At 64.8% G+C, this 18449-nt stretch carries 15 protein-coding genes; 9 read left to right on the top strand and 6 right to left on the bottom strand.

Features of this window, described 5'->3' with window-relative positions; translation table 11 throughout:
• Positions 1-54 precede the first annotated feature (54 nt).
• The 5 genes from ACWMMN_RS35485 to ACWMMN_RS35465 all read right to left on the bottom strand — a co-directional run bounded on the left by ACWMMN_RS35485 (position 55) and on the right by ACWMMN_RS35465 (position 6255).
• Complete coding sequence (locus tag ACWMMN_RS35485) at positions 55-1752, bottom strand: M4 family metallopeptidase (protein WP_059241833.1); 1698 nt, start codon at positions 1750-1752, stop codon at positions 55-57.
• A gap of 1029 nt (positions 1753-2781) precedes the next feature.
• Positions 2782-3996 (bottom strand): porin, encoded by a 1215-nt coding sequence (locus tag ACWMMN_RS35480; protein WP_486424172.1) that lies wholly within the window; start codon positions 3994-3996, stop codon positions 2782-2784.
• 177 nt (positions 3997-4173) lie between these two features.
• Positions 4174-4329 carry a hypothetical protein gene (locus tag ACWMMN_RS35475; protein ID WP_155627353.1) on the bottom strand — a complete coding sequence of 52 codons (156 nt, stop codon included), beginning with the start codon at positions 4327-4329 and terminating at the stop codon, positions 4174-4176.
• A 63-nt stretch (positions 4330-4392) separates the two neighbouring features.
• On the bottom strand, positions 4393-5571 hold the full coding sequence (locus ACWMMN_RS35470) for a hypothetical protein (RefSeq protein ID WP_486424171.1): 1179 nt from the start codon (positions 5569-5571) through the stop codon (positions 4393-4395).
• Between the two features lie 480 nt (positions 5572-6051).
• The gene (locus ACWMMN_RS35465; RefSeq protein ID WP_486424170.1) at positions 6052-6255 is read right to left on the bottom strand and encodes a hypothetical protein; all 204 of its coding nucleotides are present in this window, start codon (positions 6253-6255) and stop codon (positions 6052-6054) included.
• Positions 6256-6430: 175 nt separating this feature from the next.
• On the opposite strand from ACWMMN_RS35465, the gene ACWMMN_RS35460 reads away from it, so the two are divergent.
• The 5 genes from ACWMMN_RS35460 (at position 6431) to ACWMMN_RS35440 (ending at position 12730) form a co-directional block, all read left to right on the top strand.
• Positions 6431-7468, top strand: coding sequence for a LacI family DNA-binding transcriptional regulator (locus tag ACWMMN_RS35460; protein WP_059241826.1), 1038 nt, complete (start codon positions 6431-6433; stop codon positions 7466-7468).
• Positions 7469-7631: 163 nt separating this feature from the next.
• Positions 7632-8660 (top strand): ABC transporter substrate-binding protein, encoded by a 1029-nt coding sequence (locus ACWMMN_RS35455; RefSeq protein WP_486424169.1) that lies wholly within the window; start codon positions 7632-7634, stop codon positions 8658-8660.
• 7 nt (positions 8661-8667) lie between these two features.
• A complete protein-coding gene (locus ACWMMN_RS35450; RefSeq protein ID WP_059241824.1) occupies positions 8668-10842 on the top strand; it encodes an ABC transporter permease in 2175 nt (724 codons plus the stop codon).
• Complete coding sequence (locus ACWMMN_RS35445) at positions 10839-11909, top strand: ABC transporter ATP-binding protein (protein WP_486424168.1); 1071 nt, start codon at positions 10839-10841, stop codon at positions 11907-11909. The genes ACWMMN_RS35450 and ACWMMN_RS35445 overlap by 4 nt, the downstream gene beginning before the upstream one ends.
• Positions 11906-12730, top strand: coding sequence for an inositol monophosphatase family protein (locus ACWMMN_RS35440; RefSeq protein WP_174994706.1), 825 nt, complete (start codon positions 11906-11908; stop codon positions 12728-12730). The genes ACWMMN_RS35445 and ACWMMN_RS35440 overlap by 4 nt, the downstream gene beginning before the upstream one ends.
• Positions 12731-13113: 383 nt before the next feature.
• Here the strand turns inward: ACWMMN_RS35440 and ACWMMN_RS35435 are convergent, their stop codons facing one another.
• Positions 13114-13917, bottom strand: coding sequence for a thioesterase II family protein (locus ACWMMN_RS35435; RefSeq protein WP_486424167.1), 804 nt, complete (start codon positions 13915-13917; stop codon positions 13114-13116).
• Between the two features lie 332 nt (positions 13918-14249).
• Between ACWMMN_RS35435 and ACWMMN_RS35430 the strand changes: the two genes are divergently transcribed.
• The 4 genes from ACWMMN_RS35430 to ACWMMN_RS35415 all read left to right on the top strand — a co-directional run bounded on the left by ACWMMN_RS35430 (position 14250) and on the right by ACWMMN_RS35415 (position 18410).
• On the top strand, positions 14250-14459 hold the full coding sequence (locus ACWMMN_RS35430) for an MbtH family protein (RefSeq protein WP_059241816.1): 210 nt from the start codon (positions 14250-14252) through the stop codon (positions 14457-14459).
• A gap of 124 nt (positions 14460-14583) precedes the next feature.
• A complete protein-coding gene (locus ACWMMN_RS35425) occupies positions 14584-16011 on the top strand; it encodes an MBL fold metallo-hydrolase (protein ID WP_059241814.1) in 1428 nt (475 codons plus the stop codon).
• Positions 16012-16039: 28 nt separating this feature from the next.
• Entirely contained in the window at positions 16040-16930 is an 891-nt protein-coding gene (locus ACWMMN_RS35420) for a cupin-like domain-containing protein (protein ID WP_059241812.1), read from the top strand.
• A 70-nt stretch (positions 16931-17000) separates the two neighbouring features.
• On the top strand, positions 17001-18410 hold the full coding sequence (locus ACWMMN_RS35415) for a hypothetical protein (RefSeq protein WP_486424166.1): 1410 nt from the start codon (positions 17001-17003) through the stop codon (positions 18408-18410).
• Positions 18411-18449: the final 39 nt, after the last annotated feature.

Genomic DNA, 18449 nt, shown 5'->3' with positions numbered 1-18449 from the left:
AACGGCGTGCCGTCACGCGATCTGCGGGCGTTCGGCGTACCCGCACACGCGCGATCAGTTCACGCCGACTGCACTCCAGGCGCGCGCAACCGTTGTGCTTTCTGCCGAGTTCGCACCATACAGGTCGTTTGCCGCCTGGATCGACGCGCGCCGTGCGTTCGGGTAGCTCGAGTTGGCGTTCAGGTACACGGTCAGCGTCCGGTACCAGATCTTGCCGGCCTTGTCGCGGCCCAGGCCGCTGAAGGTCGTGTCGCCATTGCAGACCAGTTGCGTCCTCGACAGGCCGGTGTCGGTCGACGGCACCGCCGGGCCTTCCGACAGCAGGTAGAAGAAGCGGTTGCCGATCCCCGACGTGTAATGCGGATCGTGGCGCGGGTTCGACCACGAGAAGCCGCCGGACGGGTAGCAGGCGAACGACCGGCCGTCGAGATCCTGCTTGTACATCTTGCGCAGGCCGCCGCTCACGATGCGCGCACCGATCACGTAGTTGCCGGGATCGTTCGGGTTGTTCGCGTAGAACTTCACGAGCGTGCCGAAAATATCGGACGTCGCTTCGTTCAGGCCGCCCGCGTCGCCCGAATAGTTCAGATTGGCGGTGGCCTCGGTCACGCCGTGGCTCATTTCGTGCCCGGCGACATCGACCGATACGACGGGTTTCGGCAGGCGGGTGCCCGGATCACCGTCGCCGTACGCCATCACGCGCGACGACAGCCATGCCGCGTTCGCGCCCGTCGTGCCGCTGCCGGTGTTGAACACCACGTGCGCGTAGCTCTTCACGCCGCGGCCATCGTTGAAGATGCCGTTGCGGTTGTGCGTCGTCTTGTAGTAGTCCCAAGTTAACGCAAGCCCGTAATCGATGTCGGCGGCGACGGTCTGCCGGTCGGTCGTCGCGTTGTTGCCCCACACGTTCGTGCTGCTCGTGAAGATCGGCAGGTCGGTCGCCTGTTCGACGTCGTCCGAGCTCAGGCCGCGGCCATCGTAGACCGAGCCGCCGCCGCGGCTCGGATCGAGCATCCGGTACGCGTTCGTGCCGGTCTGGTCCGTCGTGAGCGTCAGGTTGCCGTAGTACAGCGAGCGGCCGGTGCCGGTCGCGGCGGCGGTCTTGATCAGGTCCTGTGCGTCGAGCACGTTGCCGGTGCGCGCGTCGACGTAGTACAGCACGGCGTCGCCATGCGTATCGGTCGCCTTGCCGAATACGCGCACCGCATAGGCCAGCGTCGGCGCGACGTCGCGGGCGAACACGACGAGCTCCGCGTCTTCGACGCGGCGCACGTCCGAGTTGAAACGCGCGGCCGCGACGTTCCTGGCCCGGGTCGCGCCGACGTCGGGTGCGTTGCGTACCACCGAGCGGTTTCCGACCTTGCCGATCGTGCCGGCGAGATTGATCGGCGCGAGCTGGGTCAGGCTCGCCTGCTTCAACTGCCCCTTGCTCGAATGGACGACGACGTCACCGCCGATCACGGGCAGGCCCGCGTAGAAGCGGTCGAAGCGCACGTGCTCGGTGCCGTCGGGGTCGACGATCACGTCGCGTACCTGGAACTGATCGCCGTCCGTCGGCGCGCTGGCTTGCGGCCCTGCGAACTTCAACGCACGTGCCGTGCCGCCAGTGGCGAGGCTGAAGGCGGACGGGTTCTGCTGGATCAGTTGCAGGGCTTTGTCGACCGCGGCGGGCTGGTCGCCGGCCTGGGCAAAAGCGCTGAGACTCGCAACGGTAATCGCGGTGATGGGCAGCAGACGAGACAATTTCTTCATGTAATTCCCCAGGTTATGGATGGGTTTGTTCGAGGAATGCATCAAGTAATGACTTTGATATAAGACATGTCGCGTACAGCAGAGGCATGCTAGGAGGCCATTTTTATAATTACAAGATATTTTCTGTGATATTAATTTTTCATGTCTCCGCTGTTAATCAAGTCATGATTTGGTGAGAAATATGAAATGATCTTGTCGGTCGCGTTGGCGGGATCGGCAACGCCGCATCGACGGTGTACGGCTGAGGGGCTTTGTGCGACTGGGCGAGGCAGGGTGCGATGCCCGGGGCGATTGGAGGGGGCGACGTACGGCCGAGTTAAAGAGGGGAAATTTTCTTTATTAAATATTGATTTTGATTGTTGCGGTGCCGTGCGTTTCAATGCGGCTGGACAATACTCCGGATATTTTCGCTTTTTGATCGCGATGTCACTCAATACGCAGCGAGCGTCGGGCTACGGCGCTCGTCGGTGTTGCGCCCGGTGCTTGCACTTGCGGGCGCCGGGGGCGACGACGCGGGCAGGGCGGGCGCTTCACGCTTCATCGCGTGCTTGACGTGGCAATGTCGAGCGCAACGCGCCCTGCCATCGAAGCGTTCGACCTATGCGCGAACGTCGCCGGCAAACGACCCAAGGTCGCGCTGGTTGTCTGCATACGCAAACGCCTGGCCCTGCTCGATGCCATCGCCGGAGCCAACGCGCCTTGGGGCGACTCGCTTCGTCACGCTTGAACGCGAAGACGGTTACCTCGTTGCGATCGGCCGACTCCGGCCTGCGTCAAGGTTTTCCCGCGCAGGTGGCGTGTGGGTGGAGTTCCAGGCGATCGAAGTCACCCGGTTTCAACGTGGTGAATGACGGGTCTTGCAGCACGTGCTGTCCGCGGCTTGCTGTCGACTGGCAAAGCCGGCGAGCTTCCTGCCATTGACGCGCGCATGGCAATGCTGAATACACCATTCCGGGTTTCAGCGGCTTTTCAGGCCCGAAGGCGGGCTTCCGTGCACTTCCGGATGCGATGCGTGCCCGCCACGGGACATCAGAAGCGGTGGATCAGGCCGACGCCGAGGCCGATCTGGTTCTGCTTCGAACCTGCGCCCACGCCGTCGCCGATCGACGTCGTTGCCGCGATGATCTTGCCTGCGTTCAGCGTGTTGCCGCTCGAATGCTGGTAAGCCTCGACTGCGTACAGGCCCGTGCGCTTCGACAGGCTGTAGTACTGCGACAGCGTGACCTGGTGGTACTTGGCCGAGCTCGTGATGCCGTTCGACTGCGTTGCCGCCGTGTACGAGTAGCCCGCTGCGAAGTCCCACTGAGCCGCTGCCTTCCAGTGCAGCACGGCGCCTGCCGTGTTGAAGATGGCCGTGTTGCGGAACGACGAGCCAACGCCCGGCGTGTACTGCACGTTCGAGTACGACGCCGAAATGTCCCATGCCGGCGTGAACTGGTAACCCGCCGTCACGGCGATACGCTGCTGCGATTGCGCGGTCGCGTAGCCGTTGTTGATCGACGAGACTGCCGGCTGGTTGCCGTCGCCCGTTGCCGTCAGGCCGTTCTGCACCGTCGAGTTCGCGCCCCACACGCCACCACCCAGCGTCGCGTTGTTGACCTTCTGGTAGCCGACGGCGATGCCTGCCGGGCCGTTCAGGTACTGGATCGCCGCGCTCCACGTCGAGCCGCGGTTCGTCGCGCCTGCGACGCCGCCGAACGAGTACGAACCGCCGACCGTGAAGCCGTAGAACTTCGGCGACATGTACACGAGCGAGTTGTTCGCGCGGTAGCTGGTATCCAGCGAATCAATATCGCCCGGGTGCGCACCGTAATAGCCGGTCAGCCAGGTCGTCGGGCTGTACGGCGACAGCAGCGTGTAGTACGCGGTGTACTGGCGGCCGGCCGTCAGCGTACCGTACGTGGCGTTGGTCATCCCAACCCATGCCTGACGCGTGAAGATGCCGTTGGTCCACTGCGACGAGCCGTTAGCCGTGTTGACGCCGGCTTCCAACTGGAAAATCGCCTTCGTGCCGCCGCCGAGATCTTCGCTGCCCTTCAGGCCGAAGCGGCTGCCTGCCCACACGCCGGTGGACATTTGCACCTTCGAGTGACCACCCGTCGTCGCGCCCGTGGCCGACGAGTTGTTCTGGTAAGCGATACCGTTGTCGACGATACCGTACAGGGTCACGCTGCTCTGGGCGTGGGCAGCGGTAGCGGCTGCAAGGCCCACTGCCGTCATGGCGATTGCGACGCTATTTTTCATCGATTCATAATCCTGGTGGAATGATTCAATATTGACGTGATCCAAGTTTCATGTTGCTTGATGATGTGTGTCGGACTCCTGAGTTTGGAGGTTGAATAACGAGAACAATCGTGCTTTCAAATCTCGAGTGGCCGGGAAAGGCAGGTTGATCGGGTACTTGCCACTCGACGCGTCAAATCAAAAAGTCGGAATGACATCGATGAATCGCACCGGGTACGGACCGGGTGGCTTGCCGGGAAGCTCGAGCGTCCCCCTCATCGCGGCGTCAGTCTTTTCGAAATGCGCATCCAGCGGCGTGTTCCAGTGAGCTTGCACACCGGTTTGGGCGAACATGCCCGCCACGCGAAAGGCGTCCGATGACCAACCGGCATCGTTCGCCGGCGCCTCCGAGGGCGGTCAGGTTTTCACGACGGTCGCATGGATCAACTGCCTGAGCGCATGCACGTCATTCGAGTTTTCGAAGTTGGTGCGAAGCCAGGAGATCTGCGACCCGAGATAGTTGCGGAAACTGTTGAAGTCGCGTCCGTCGAGCTGCCGTTCGGTCATGCCGTAGTCCTCTTTCGCGATGTCCTTGAGCACGGAGATCGCGTCTTTCGCAGCGGGATTCGCGAACACAAAATCGTAGTCGCAGATATGCGACACGAACCACTCCTGCTTGTGCGGCTTCGGCAGTGCCTGCTGGTCCGTCACATAGCCGTTGGCGACGGGATCGACACGCGCGATCATTGCCGCCGCCGTCAGCCACCCGACGATCTTTTTTTCGCCGTCGAGCACGCCGGGATTCGTGTGCGCACACGCCTGCGCGAGGATCACATCCGCAGGAAGGTCATGGACCATGCATTGCGCAAGACCGAATATATGGTGCGCCCCGGTGTCGCCGATGGTGAATTCTTTCAGGCACGAACCGTCGTCACGCCACTGGAACACCCAGGTCTTCTGCAGGTCATGCAATGTCTGCGAAGCGAACAGAACATCGAGCGACAGCGAGTAGCGAAAGAGTTGCTCGTAAGTGTGTTTGTAGTCGATCGCATGGCGCAGGTTCGTCGCAGTGTGCGCGCATAGGCCGCCCGGATAGGAGTGGTGGCTGTTGTAGTCGCTGCCTGGCGCGCTCAACATCGGTTGCGCGGGAACGTCGGCCGACTTGCACGGCGGAAACAACTGTTCGCGGGTGACGTCTGCTGCAAGCAGGTTCTTGTCTTTGAGATTCCTGAGCAACGCGTCCTGTCGGTCCGGTTGTCCAAGGTAGTAGGCCATCAGCGTCGGTGCGGGATGATCGACCATCGATCGCGTGGTGCTCTTCAGCGCGCCATCCTGGATTTGCGACATGCATTCGTTGATATAGGCGAACGACCGCTGCGCAATCGGGGATCTCTGTGCCATTTGCTGCGGCGAAAGGCTCAGGCACTCGTCCAGCGGAATCGACTTCGGACGTGGCTCGTGGGCCGTATTGCCGCGTGTGGTGGTTGCCGCCTCCGATGACCGTGCAGGTATGCCCAGCGTTCCGCACAAGCTTGCGCTCGCGGTGACCTGAAGAAACTGCCGGCGAAACGGATTCACGGGTTGGGGTGACGACATGGGCTGCTCCTTTTCCTACGGTAGTCAATACGGTAGTTAAATCAGACACAGGGCGCGATATGCGCCGGGCGACGCACCGATCCCGGGCATTCCATGACGGATGCCCCTCGAACGATGCGTCACCGGGCCGGCAAACTTGCGACGCCCGCCGGGCGTTGCAACGGTCGAAGCCGCTTTTCCGACCGCCATACGCGTTGTCTCACCGGACGACCGGCCCAAATTTGCACTCGTGTGCAATCTATCACCACGGTTTCGATTGCACAACGTGGCTCGGCATCGAAATGACGTTCGAAGGGACGGGACTTACCCTAGCTTGCTGTAGAAATGGCTTCCGCCGAGCTCATCGAAGCTGGGCGCGCGCCGGTGACGCCGGCCAACGGCGCGGCCGAACCATCATGGCCGTGAGCGGGTTGAGCAATGGTTCCTGTCGTGCTGGGGGGGCGAGCAACCTCATGCACGGCGCGAACGCGGCATAGCGGTTCACATCGACGATGTGGACGTCCTTCGGCGGCAGCAGTTCCGGTTCGAATCGACACGCGCCACGCCGACGAGGCGGGCCTCTGGAGCGGCCTTCCACGCATTGACGAGGTGCCTTTCAACAGCCTGCCGGGTATTGGCAGGCTGTTCGGCGGGCAGGCGAACCGCATCGCGCACGAAGAAGACCTCCGCGGGCGTCCCGGCCATGCGTCGTTTCCCGGCATGAAGGCTGTACCGTCGGATGTTGCGTGTGCAAGATCATGTCCGATCGGCTCGTTCACTCGACCCACGGCCCGGGCGGCGAATTCGATGGCGTTTTCGTCTGTTTTGATAAGCTAGCATTCTCCACAACAGGCGCAGATTTGCCACGCACGAGATATCCATGACGGACAAAGAGAAAGAAAAGAGCTGGGCGACGGCGAGCGATGTCGCGCGACTGGCGGGCGTCTCGCGCTCGGCGGTATCGCGGGCGTTCACGCCGGGTGCGAGCGTGTCCGGCAAGACGCGTGAGCGGATCATGCGTGCGGCCGAGCAACTCGGCTATCAGGTCGATTACAACGCGCGCAACATGATTCAGGGCCGCAGCAGCTTTGTGGGCGTGATTACGTCCGGCCTGGAGAATCCGTTTCGTGTGAAGTTGCTGTCGCCGATCGCCCACTATCTCGGCGAGCAGGGCTTCCTGCCGATCCTGATGGATGCCGACGACGCTGACCAGATCGCCCACTCGTTGCAGATTCTGCTGAGTTACCGGATTGCGGGTGTGATCATGACGTCGGGGACGCCGCCGCTCGCGCTGGCCCGCGAGTACGTCGCACGCCGCGTGCCGGTTGCGATGCTCAACCGTGCGGCCGAGATAGAGGGCGTTGACGTCGTCAACAGCGACAACGAGACAGGTGGCCGGCTGGCCGCCCAGCGGCTCGTGCAGGCCGGCGGAAAACGGTTTGCCTTCATCGGCCCGCACCTGTCGAACTTCAACGGCAAGGCGCGTTGTGAAGCGTTCGTGCAGACGTTGCGCACGCTGCCGGGGCGACGTGGCGAAGTCGAGTTGTGCAACACGTCGACCGATAGCTACGAGAGCGGCCAGCAAGCCGCGAAAGCGTTGCTGGACCGTTCGCGCGGCGTGCCGGACGCCATCTTCTGTGCCACCGACATGATTGCGCTCGGTTTCATCGATGCCGCGCGACAGCGATTTGGCAAGCGCGTCCCGGAGGATCTTTTGGTGATCGGGTTCGACGACATCCCGCACGCGCGCATGGGTAGCTATCGCTTGACGACGATCGCGCAGAACGTCGACGAGCTTGCACGGGAAGCGGTCGATGTCCTGGTCGACCGGATGACCGATTTCACGTTGCCGACGCGCATTCGGGTGGTAGGCGTGTCTCTCGTCGAGCGGGATTCCGTCGGTCTGATCCCCGGGTAAGTCCCGACGCTGGAACGCCGTTTCCAGCGTTTCCCAGGTTGAATCGGGGTTTCGTTGGTGCTACATTGCACTCGTGTGCAAAATTCGGGGAGACACCCCGGACGAAGTGCCGGCCACTGACGAAGCGGGGGCGGCGCGGGCAATCAAAACATGGAGACAACCGATGAAATTCCCGTTGCGAAGCACCGTCGCCGCGATACTGGCGGCAGCGTGCCTGACGACCACAGCGCAGGCGGCCGGCAACCTGAATGTGCTGTGTTCCGCGGATCTCGAGTGGTGTCAGTTGATGAAGACGCGGTTCACCAAGGAAACCGGCATCGACGTATCGATGATCCGCAAGAGCGCGGGGGAGAGCTTTGCGCAGATCCAGGCACAGGCGAAGAATCCGCAGGTCGACGTCTGGTGGGCGGGATCCGGTGACGCGCACCTTCAGGCGGCGTTCGAGAAACTGACGCAGCCCTATCAGTCGCCGCTTGCGGCGCAACTGCAGCCGTGGGCGCAGACGTTCGCGAAGGTGGCCGACTCTCGGTCGGTCGGCATCTATCAGGGTGTGCTCGGTATCGGCTACAACGTGACGGAAATCAATTCGCGCAAGCTGCCGGCGCCGAAGTGCTGGAAAGATCTGCTGAATCCGGCTTTCAAGGGCGAGATCCAGATCGCGAATCCGAACTCGTCGGGCACATCGTACGTCGCGCTCGCGACGCTGGTTCAGCTGTTTGGCGAGGACGACGCATTCAAGTACCTGCGCACGTTGAACGCGAACATCAGCCAGTACACCGACACCGGCGTTGCGCCGGGAGAGGCCGCGTCGCGCGGCGAGTCGACCGTCGCGATCGAATTCATTCACGACCTGATCAAGCAGAAAGTCGCCGGTTTTCCGATTGCCGTTGCGCCGGCTTGCGAAGGCACCGGTTTCGAGATCGGCGGCATGAGCATCGTCGCGGGGGCGAAGCATCTGGCCGAAGCGAAGCGCTTCTACGACTTCGCCCTGCGCGCGGATACCGAGACCGCCGCCATCGATGCGAAGGCGTATCAGATTCCGGCGAACCGCGATGCGAAGGTCCCGCCGCAGGCTCCGAACGTCGCATCGATCAAGCTCGTCAATTACGACTTTGCGAAGTACGGTTCGCCTCAGGTTCGCAAGCACCTGCTGCAACGCTGGACGACCGAAATCTACAACCACGGCAACTGACGCGAAGATGAACAAGATCTTGTCGAGTTGGCTGGCGACGGGGGCGTTTGCGCTCGTCGCGCTGCCCTGGTATCAGCAGGAATCGGGCGTGTTCGCGTTCCGCTGGATCGGTGACGCGCTGCACGGCTCGTCAACCGCCGCCCCCGCGTTCTGGCAGGCATGGCACGGCGGGATGGCCGCGGTGTGGGTGCTGGTTGCGTGTCTGGCCGCCGCCGGCATCGCGCTGGCGGCGATTCGTCGGCGCCGTGTGCTCGGCGCGGCGTGGGTCGGCGCCGGTGTGGCCGGCCTGATCGCGATCGGCTGGCTCGCATGGGGTGTCGCATTGCCGACCGGGCTCGGCGCCGGCGCCTGTCTCGCCGCGCTTGCGTTTCTCGTGATCGCGACGAGCGGCGCGGCGCTGGCCGGCGCGTGCCGCGGCGACCTGTTCGTGACGGGCGCGATCGGGATCGTCGTCGCGCTGATTGCTACGTTCGTGTTCTGGCCGGTCGGCAACATCCTGCTCGACGCATTCCGCAATGCCGACGGCGTGCTTGATTGGGCATCGGTGCTGCCGCGCGTCATGTCCCGCAGCGTCTGGGGCCTGGCCTGCCTGTCGGGAGGGCGTAGTTGCGGCGTTGCATGGAATACGCTGGCGCTCGCGATTGCGAGCGCCGCCGGATCGGTCGCGCTGGGCTGCACGCTCGCATTGCTGGCTGCGCGCAGCGCGTCGCGCGGGGTACGGGCGCTGCGTAGTCTCGCAGTGTTGCCGATCATCACGCCGCCGTTCGTGCTCGGCCTCGCGCTGATCCTGCTGCTGGGTCGCAACGGCGCGCTCACGCTGTTCGTCGCAGATGTGTTTGGCGTGGTGCCCGGCCGCTGGCTTTACGGTCTGCCCGGTGTCTGGTTGTCGCAACTGCTGGCGTTCACGCCGATCGCGTTCATGACGCTCGTCGGCGTCGTCGACGGGGTGGGCCCGTCGCTCGAGGAGGCGTCGCAAACGCTCGGCGCGTCACGCTGGCAGACGTTCGTCACGGTGTCGCTGCCGCTGATGCGTCCGGGGCTCGCGAACGCGTTCCTGTTGTGCTTCATCGAGAGCATGGCCGATTTCGGCAACCCGATCGTGCTGGGCGGCAATTTTCACGTGCTGTCGACGGAAATCTACTTCTCCGTGGTCGGTGCGCAGAACGACCCCGGGCGAGCGGCCGGCCTGGGGCTGGTCCTGCTCGTATTCGCGCTGGGCGTGTTCCTGCTGCAGAACCGCTGGCTTGGCCGCCGTTCATACGTGACGGTGTCCGGCAAGGCCGACAGCGGTGCGCACGCAGCGCTCGATCCGCGGCTGCGTGCCGGCCTCTGGTGCGTTGCCGTGCCGTGGGTGGCGTTCACGCTGGTGGTCTACGCGATGATGCTGCTTGGCGGTTTCGTGAAGATCTGGGGTGTCGACAACAGCCTGACGCTCGCGCACTACGCGGATGCATTCGGCATTGGCGCGGATGCCGGCGGCTTGCACTGGCAAGGTCAGGCATGGCCGTCGTTCTTCACGACGCTGACGATCGCGGCGATCGCGACACCGCTGACGTCGCTGGTGGGCATGCTCACCGCCTGGCTGCTGATCCGGCAGCGTTTTGCCGGCAAGCGCCTGCTCGAATTCGGCACGCTGCTGAGCTTCGCGGTGCCGGGCACGGTCATCGGGATTGCCTATCTGCTGACGTTCAACGCCGGCGCGATCGAACTGACGGGAAGCGGCGCGATCCTCGTGCTGTGTTTCGTGTTTCGCAACATGCCGATGGGGCTGCGCAGCGGCATCGCGGCAATGCGCCAGCTCGACGCGAGTCTCGACGAGGCGTCGATCATGTTGCGTGCGAGCAGCCTCACGACGATCCGTCGCGTGATCCTGCCGCTCCTGCGCCCGGCGCTCGCGTCGGCGCTCGTCTACGGCTTCGTACGCTCGATCACGTCGGTCAGCGCGGTGATCTTCCTCGTCAGCGCAAATTACGACATGGCAACGTCGTACATCATCGGACTGGTTTCGAACGGCAACTACGGCACCGCGATTGCCTACGCCAGCGTGCTGGTGATCGTGATGCTCGTGATGATTCTCGTCGTCCAGCGTTTCGTCGGTGTGCGCCGGCTGCGTGCCCGCACACGGATACAGGCTTCCGGCCGGCGCGGCACGATTCTGAAAATGAAGGAGACGACGGTATGAACACGACCCAGGTACGCGGTTCGCTCGTATTCGAGCGGGTCAGCAAGCACTACGGCAAGAGCGTCGCGGTGGACGACATCAGCTTTCGCATCGAGCCGGGCACGATGGTGACGCTGCTCGGCCCGAGCGGCTGCGGCAAGACCACCACGTTGCGGATGATTGCGGGCCTCGAACGCGTCGATGCGGGGCGGATCCTGATCGGCGGGCGCGACGTGACCGATCGGTCGGCGGCCGAGCGCGACGTCAGTATGGTGTTTCAGTCGTACGCGCTGTTTCCGCACATGAGCGTCGTCGAGAACGTCGCTTACGGATTGGCGGTTGCGCGCCGGCCGAAGCGCGAGGCGCACGAGAAGGCGATGGGTGCGCTGGCGCTGGTCGGGCTCGGCGAGTATGCCGCACGCTCGCCGAGCGAGCTGTCGGGCGGCCAGCAACAACGGGTTGCGGTAGCGCGCGCGCTGGTGCTCGAGCCCGAAATCCTGCTTCTCGACGAGCCGCTGTCGAATCTCGACGCGAAGATGCGCACCCGCGTACGCGACGAGATCCGGGATCTGCAGGTCAAGCTGGGTCTGACCGCGGTCTACGTGACGCACGATCAGGAAGAGGCGCTGGCGATCTCGGATCGCATCGTCGTGATGAATCGCAAGAAGATTGCACAGCTCGGCACGCCGCGCGAGATATTCGACGCACCTGCCGACGAGTTCGTCGCGGACTTCATCGGCAATGCGAATCTCGTCGATGGCGAGATTCGTGCGATCGACGACCAGCTCGCGCAGTGCACGATCGGCGGCACGCGGCTCGATCTGCCGTACACCGGCACGCGGACCGGCGCGGTGCGCATCGCGTTACGCCCGGAGGCAATCCGGCTCGGGCCTGCGCAGCAGGGCACGATCGCCGGTGAAATCAGTCGTGCGACCTATCTCGGTCGCGAAATGCAGTACACGGTTCAGTCGTCACTTGGAGAATTGTTTGTCGTGAGTCATCGGTTAGATCAGCTATTTCCGCGCGGCGCGCAGGTCGCGCTCCAATTCAGCGCACACGGTGCGGCCATCGTCGGAGCGCACGCATGAGCGCACCCGGGACGGAGACGATCGGGTTCGAGGCCGATCTTGCGAATCGCTATGCACTCGTGTGCACGATTGCTCGGGAAGCCGGGGCGCGCGCGTACCGGATGTTCGCGAACCGCGCGGCGCTCGAAGTCGAGCACAAAGGTCTGCAGGACGTCGTCAGCCTTGCCGACCGCGAGGTCGAGAATCTGGTGCGCGAGCGCGTCACGGCAGCGTTTCCGGACGACGCGTTTCTCGGCGAGGAAACCGCGGCGCAGGCCGGCGCGTCGCTGCTGTCGGAGCGGATTGTCTGGATCGTCGATCCGATCGACGGGACCAGTTGCTTTCTGAACGGGATGCATGCGTGGTGCGTGTCGATCGGCGTGCTGATCGATGGCAAACCGGCGATCGGCGCGGTGTTCGATCCGAACAGCGGTGAGTTGTTTCATGCCGCGGCCGGGTGCGGCGCATTCGTCAACGACACGCCGATGCGGGCCGCCACGACACGCTCGGTGCGCGACGGCGTGGTCGGCGTCGGCTTCTCGCATCGGGTCGCGCCGTCGGCGTTCATTCCGTTTCTGGCGCGGCTGCTGGCCGACGGCGGCATGTTCATTCGCAACGGCTCAGGCGCGCTGATGATCGCCTACGTCGCGGCAGGCCGGCTGATCGGCTATTACGAACCGCACATCAACTCGTGGGACTGTGTGGCCGGCATCGTGCTGGTGCGCGAAGCGGGCGGCGTCGTCAACGACTTTCTCGCGGGCAACGGATTGCTGAGAGGCAATCCGATCATTGCGGCGGGTGACGGATTCTATCCGGCGCTCGCCACGCTGATCGCGGGTTGAGCAAGCCGCCTGAGTCGCGCACATGACCGCCGCCCCGCACGAAGCGATGGGGCCCGGTCCTTCCCGGAGGCGGCGCATCGATGAGGCGGAACGCCGAATCCTTCGATGCGCTGCCGCGTGAGTTGACGCACGTCACGCCGCGGATCGAGGCAAACCGTTCGATGGTGCCGCGCATTGCCGGCATGTCGACCGCATGCGGCCTGCTGGCGCCGACCGTCGTTCGTTTCGCGCAACGCTGCGGATTCGCCGGATTCGCTGAATGGCAGGCGGTGTTCCGTGACGAGGATGCCGGTGGCAGCGGCATTACGCCGGGGTATCGCGAGCGGGTCAGGGGCTTGAATCGCGATACTTCGGCAGGAGGCCGGCCACCACCCCGCCACCGGTCACGACATCAGCGACGGCATCTCGCCCACGGCGGTGCCGCACCGCCCCGCATCGGCCAGCGCCTGGGCGATCGCGTGCTGAACGGCAGCCGGGTGTTCCAATAGATAGAAGTGCCCGCCGTCGAACTCGCGGAAGCTGACCGGGTGCTGCGACGCGCGCGACCAGTCGCGCTGCCCGGCGGGGCTCAGCACCGTGTCGTCGCGGCTCGAGAAGACCGTGACGGGGCAGGGCAGCGCGGTTGCGGACGGCAGCGGAAAGAACGCCTCGACCAGGCGGAAATCCGCCCTGGCCAGTTTCAGCAGCATCGCCCGGAGCGCGTCGTGTTCGACTACTTCGCGCGGCGTACCGCCGAGCGACACGACATAGTCGATGATCTCCGCGTCATTGCGCAGGTGAACCGGCGCGCCGTCGAGCCGCGTCCGGCGATGCGGGTAGAACGGCGCGTCGGTGCCGGAGGCGCCGAACCAGACGGGCGGATGCCCCAGTTGCGTCATGTCGCACGCGAAGCTGTATGCGATCAGCGCCCCCATGCTGTGGCCGAACACCGAATAGTCGCGCGGCAGCAGCGGCCGGAGGGCCCGCAGGAAGTCGATCAGTTCGGGCAGCGTATCGATCGCGCGCGTGCCCAGGCTCCTGCCGCGGCCGGGCAGTTCGATCAGCCACACCTCGATGTCGTCCGGGAACGACGCGCCCCACCGGTAGTAATTGGCCGCCGCGCCGCACGCGTGATGGAACACCAGCAGCCGGTGCCGCGCCGCCGGGCGCTGGAGCGGAATGGTGAGGGTACTGGGTAGCAAGGCCATGCTTTCGGGACTCCGCTTTAAAAAACGAGCCATACAAGATTTTCAAACAATTAAGACGATTATCGATTTAATCGAAAAGACAGTCTGATTTCTATAGGTTCACATATTTATGAACAATGGCCGTGATTATTGGCTCTCAATGATTATGATTTATTCTGTTTTCATGCAATAGAAATGTAATTGTTTTTAGATGCTTTATGGTAAAGTCTGCTCGCTTCGATTTCAAAGTGCTTGCATCGTTGTCCGGCATGACCGGGCGTGCCGTTTTTATAGAAATATCGAATTATGTACTGCGTGTGACACGCGTGATCGATTATTGAAACGAGAGAGACATGGAAGCCGAAACGCCGCATCACGACGCCGTTTTCAAGGTGGTCGTCAATCACGAGGAACAATACGCGATCTGGCCGGACGACAAGCGGGTACCGGAAGGCTGGCGGGCAGCGGGCCCGTCGGGAACCCGGGACGCCTGTCTCGAATGGATCGGCGCCAACTGGACCGACATGCGGCCATTGAGCGTGCGGGCCGCGCTGTCGGCCTGACTGTCGCCGCGCCACGCAGCGCGCAATCAAAGATAAAGGAACGATGCGGCATTTCGCGGCCCGGTAACGGCGCGCGCGGGAGCACGTTGCGTTTCGCCGAGAGAATCCGAGGGTAAAACATACCATGTCTGTCGATGATCGCCTGGGGGTCTTCCTCAATACAGGCATTCTGGCTTCGCGCGCGCATGACCTGGGCTTGCTGATCGAGCGGCAGGACGCGCTCATGCAGCAATTCATGGAAGCGAAATTCGAACCGGCCGCCTGCGCCGCGCTGTTGCGCGACGCGATTGCGCGCTATCCGTTTCTGGACGAGTTGTTCGATCCGGATTCGGTGGCGGCCGGCGGCTGCATCGCGAGCCGCGCGCTGCTCTACGATCTGCATCAGCACCGCGACCGCTGGACGCTCGCGCTCGCGCCGCAGGACGGCGAGCCGATCGTGCTCGACACTGCCGCCGGCGACGTGCCGCAGCTCGCGAACGCGCTGCGCGACGCGCTGCAGCGCAACCACTGGCAGCCGCTGTCCGAGCTGTATGCGGACCCTCGCCTGCTCGGCTGCGAACGGCCGAAGGGCGGCGCGGCGCTGGCGTGGCCGGCATTCGACGGCCCCGGCATCCAGCGGCTCGAACATGCGTCGCTGCTGATCGCATCCGAAACCACCCGCCTGCTGACCGACCCGATCAGCCTCGCGATCGGCGGCAACGTCGGCCTGCCCGATCTCGATCGCGCGCCGTCCAACCTGGGCCAGCGGATCGACGGCATGCTCGTCACGCACGGGCATCTCGACCACTGGCACATTCCGACCATCCTGCGGCATGGCGGCGACGGATCGGTGCCGGTCATCGTGCCGCACATCCCGGTTGCATCGCTGCTGGCGCAGGACGACATGCAGCAGTCGCTGCGCGACGTCGGGCAGACGGTGCTCGCGCCCGGCTGGGGCGAGACGGTGCGGATCGGCGACATCGAGATCGACATCCTGCCGTTCTACGGCGAGCAGCCGACCATCGGTGCGGCCGTGCCGCCGCACGACGTGCGCAACTGGGGCAATTGCTACCGGGTCACGACGCCGCAGTTCTCGGTGATCCTGCTCGTCGACAGCGGCGAGGACGCGCAGGGCTCGGTGATGGACGTGATCGACCGGTCCGTCGCGCAGCGCGGCCGGCCCGACCTGGTTCTGAGCTGCTGCCGCGAGTTGCGCAAGGCGCCGTTCTGGCAGGGCCTGTTCACGTTCTGGATGGTGTTGCCGATGACCGAACTGCAACGCCTGCCGCGCATCGCGGAAGCGGGCGACGGCCCGTCCATCACGCTCGGCCCGTCCGGTATCGGCGAGCTCTGCGCGCGCGCCGGCGCCCGCGCGTTCGCGCCGTATGCGAACGGGTTCTGCGGCATCGCGACCGAGATCGGCGACATCGGCTGGATCAACGGCGAGCCCGCGGAAGCCGACACGCTCGACCAGATCGACGCACGCCTCGGCACGCTCGGCGCCGCCACCCGCGTGATCCGCTGGCTGCCCGGCGATGTGCTTCGCCACAACGGAAATTGGCAGGTGTCCTGATTTTATTCCTGTCGACAGGAGCCCCACGATGACTGGCAGCAAGATTGTGCCGATGCCGCGGATTCGCTACGACGGCAGCCGGAGCATGCGCGACGTTCTGGCCGGACTGAAGCATCCGGCCGTGCTGGAAGGATTCATCGAAGCCTGGCCCGCGCGCACGCGCTGGACGCCGGATTTCTTCGTCGAGCGTTACGGCGAGCACGAGATCACGGTGGAGACGTCGCAGCTGTCGCCGACGCCGACCCGGCCGGACCTCTACCTGGGTGCGCGCCGCTACGAAACCGCGCGCCTCGGCGCGACGATCCGCGCGATGCAGGCGCAGGGCAGCGCCCGCACCGCGTACATCACCTACGCGGCGATCTATTCGACGGCGCCAGAGCTGAAGGACGACATCGCGCCGCTGCACGAGCAGCACGGCTTTCCCGGCTGGATGCCGAACTGGCTGCGGCGCAAGCTGGTGTTGCGGCCGGGCTTCTGGCTCGGCCCCGAAGGGATTTCGTCGCCGATGCACTTCGACCGGCACGAGAACCTGAACGTGCAGGTGTACGGCCGCAAGCGCTGGGTGCTGTTCGCGCCCGGGCAGTCCGCCAACGTGTATTACCGGCAGCGCCGCGATCTGCCGGTGATCTTCAGCCCGGTGGACATGAGCGATCCGGACCCGGTGCTGTTTCCGCGCGTGCAGTCGGCGCCGCGCCACGACTTCGTGCTGGAGGCGGGCGAGGTCCTGTACCTGCCGCCCGGCTGGTGGCACTACGTGGAGTCGCTGAGCGATTCGATCAACGTGAACTACTGGTGGTGGTCGCCGCGCGCCGTGCGGACCTTCTGCCGGGTCGAGCTCGCGAGCCTGTGGCAGGGGCTCGCGCGCCGGTGGCGCCGCGCGGCCGACACGGCCGGCAAGCCGATGTCGATGCCGCGCTGACGCGCCGTCCCCGCACCGTTCGTTCTATCGGGCCGCCGTGCCGGCGGCCGTGTCTCTTCAGGAAGCCATGATGCAGAACGAGTTTGATTACACCGTCATCGATGCGCTGTACGCGACCGGCTATCACGGGCCGCGCGCGCTCGACAAACCGGAGTTCTACTGGCGCTCGATGCTGGGCTCGATGGTCGCCTATCGCGACAGCTTCTTTCGCCCGCTCGGCGAGGAGATCGCGCCGGCCGAATCGCGCGAGGGCATCGAGATCGAGGCCGCGCGCTGCGAGTACGAGGGCAGCCGGTTTCATCACGCGCTACCGATGAACATCTCGTCGCTGCGGCAGTTCGGGAACCACTGGCACCTGGTGCTGCCGACCATCTCGACGCTGCGCGACGGGTATTGCCGCCTGCGCGGCCACGACGGCGCGGTGTCGATGCTCGACCTGTGGTTCATCAGCAAGCTGTGCCAGCTGCTGCCCGCGTACCTGATCCGCCGGCGCGAGCAGCCGGCCGACCCGGACAGCATTCCCGTCGTGCCGTCGATCATCTACCGGATCTCGCTCGGCATGCACCGGATCGTGCATATCTCGCTGATCAAGCGGATGGCGTCGGGCGGCGATCCGGCCGCGCCGTGCCTCGCCAGCGACGCGTATTACCTGGTTGCCGAGGCGGCGGGCCTGCTCGTCGGCCGCAACTCGGTGTGCGCCGGGCCGCAGACGATGGTCGAGCAAGCCTACCGCGCGATGATCGAGCCGGCTTCGCTGGCGGGCGCCGAAGCGAGCGCGGCCGAGCCCGGCTTCTATCGCTACGCGGCGGCGTTCCTGAAGCTCGAAGCCGAAAAATACCTGTTCGCGGTGCGGGCGGCGCAGCAGTTGCGCGGGCTGATCGTCGCGCTCGACGCGGCGCCCGGCCACGCGCACACGCACGCGTTCCGCGAGGCGCTTGCGCGCTTCGAGGACTGGTCCACCGAACACACGAGCCCGCTCGCGCACGAGATCGCCCGCGAGGATCTGGCGATGCTGCTGCAGGGCGACGAGGCCGAGATCGCGCGTGCGCGGCAATGGCCGGCGGGGACGGTGCTGCGCCAGATGACGGCCGGGCTGAACCAGCTCGTCGCCGCGGCGGACCGGATGTGCATGGCCACGCTCGGCGCCGACGGGCCGGCGCTGCTGGCCGAGATCGACGCCATGCGCGACGCGCCGCGCGACGCGGACGAATGGTCGGCCGACGCGTTTGCGGCGCACGGGCTCGACGCGGCGGCGGCGCGGGCGACGGCGGTCGCGCTCAATACGTACCTGCACGACGAGCGCGCCGCGCAGCGGATCTTCACGCGGCTCCAGCAGGAAGTGGACCGCGCGCTCGGCATCGACGATGCCATCGCACCGTATTCGGCCGACGACATCGCGGCCGTATTCGGGCCGCGGCTGCGCCACTGCATCGCGGAACATTTCACGGAACCGGACGTCGCGGACCACGCGGTCCGTTGACGCGCGGCGCGGGGGGATCGACTCGCCGCGCCGTCCTTC

This window comes from Burkholderia cepacia complex sp. TUM26381, from assembly GCF_057439935.1.
The sequence above is the reverse complement of the archived record's forward strand: the minus strand, read 5'-3'. Positions and strand labels throughout refer to the sequence as shown.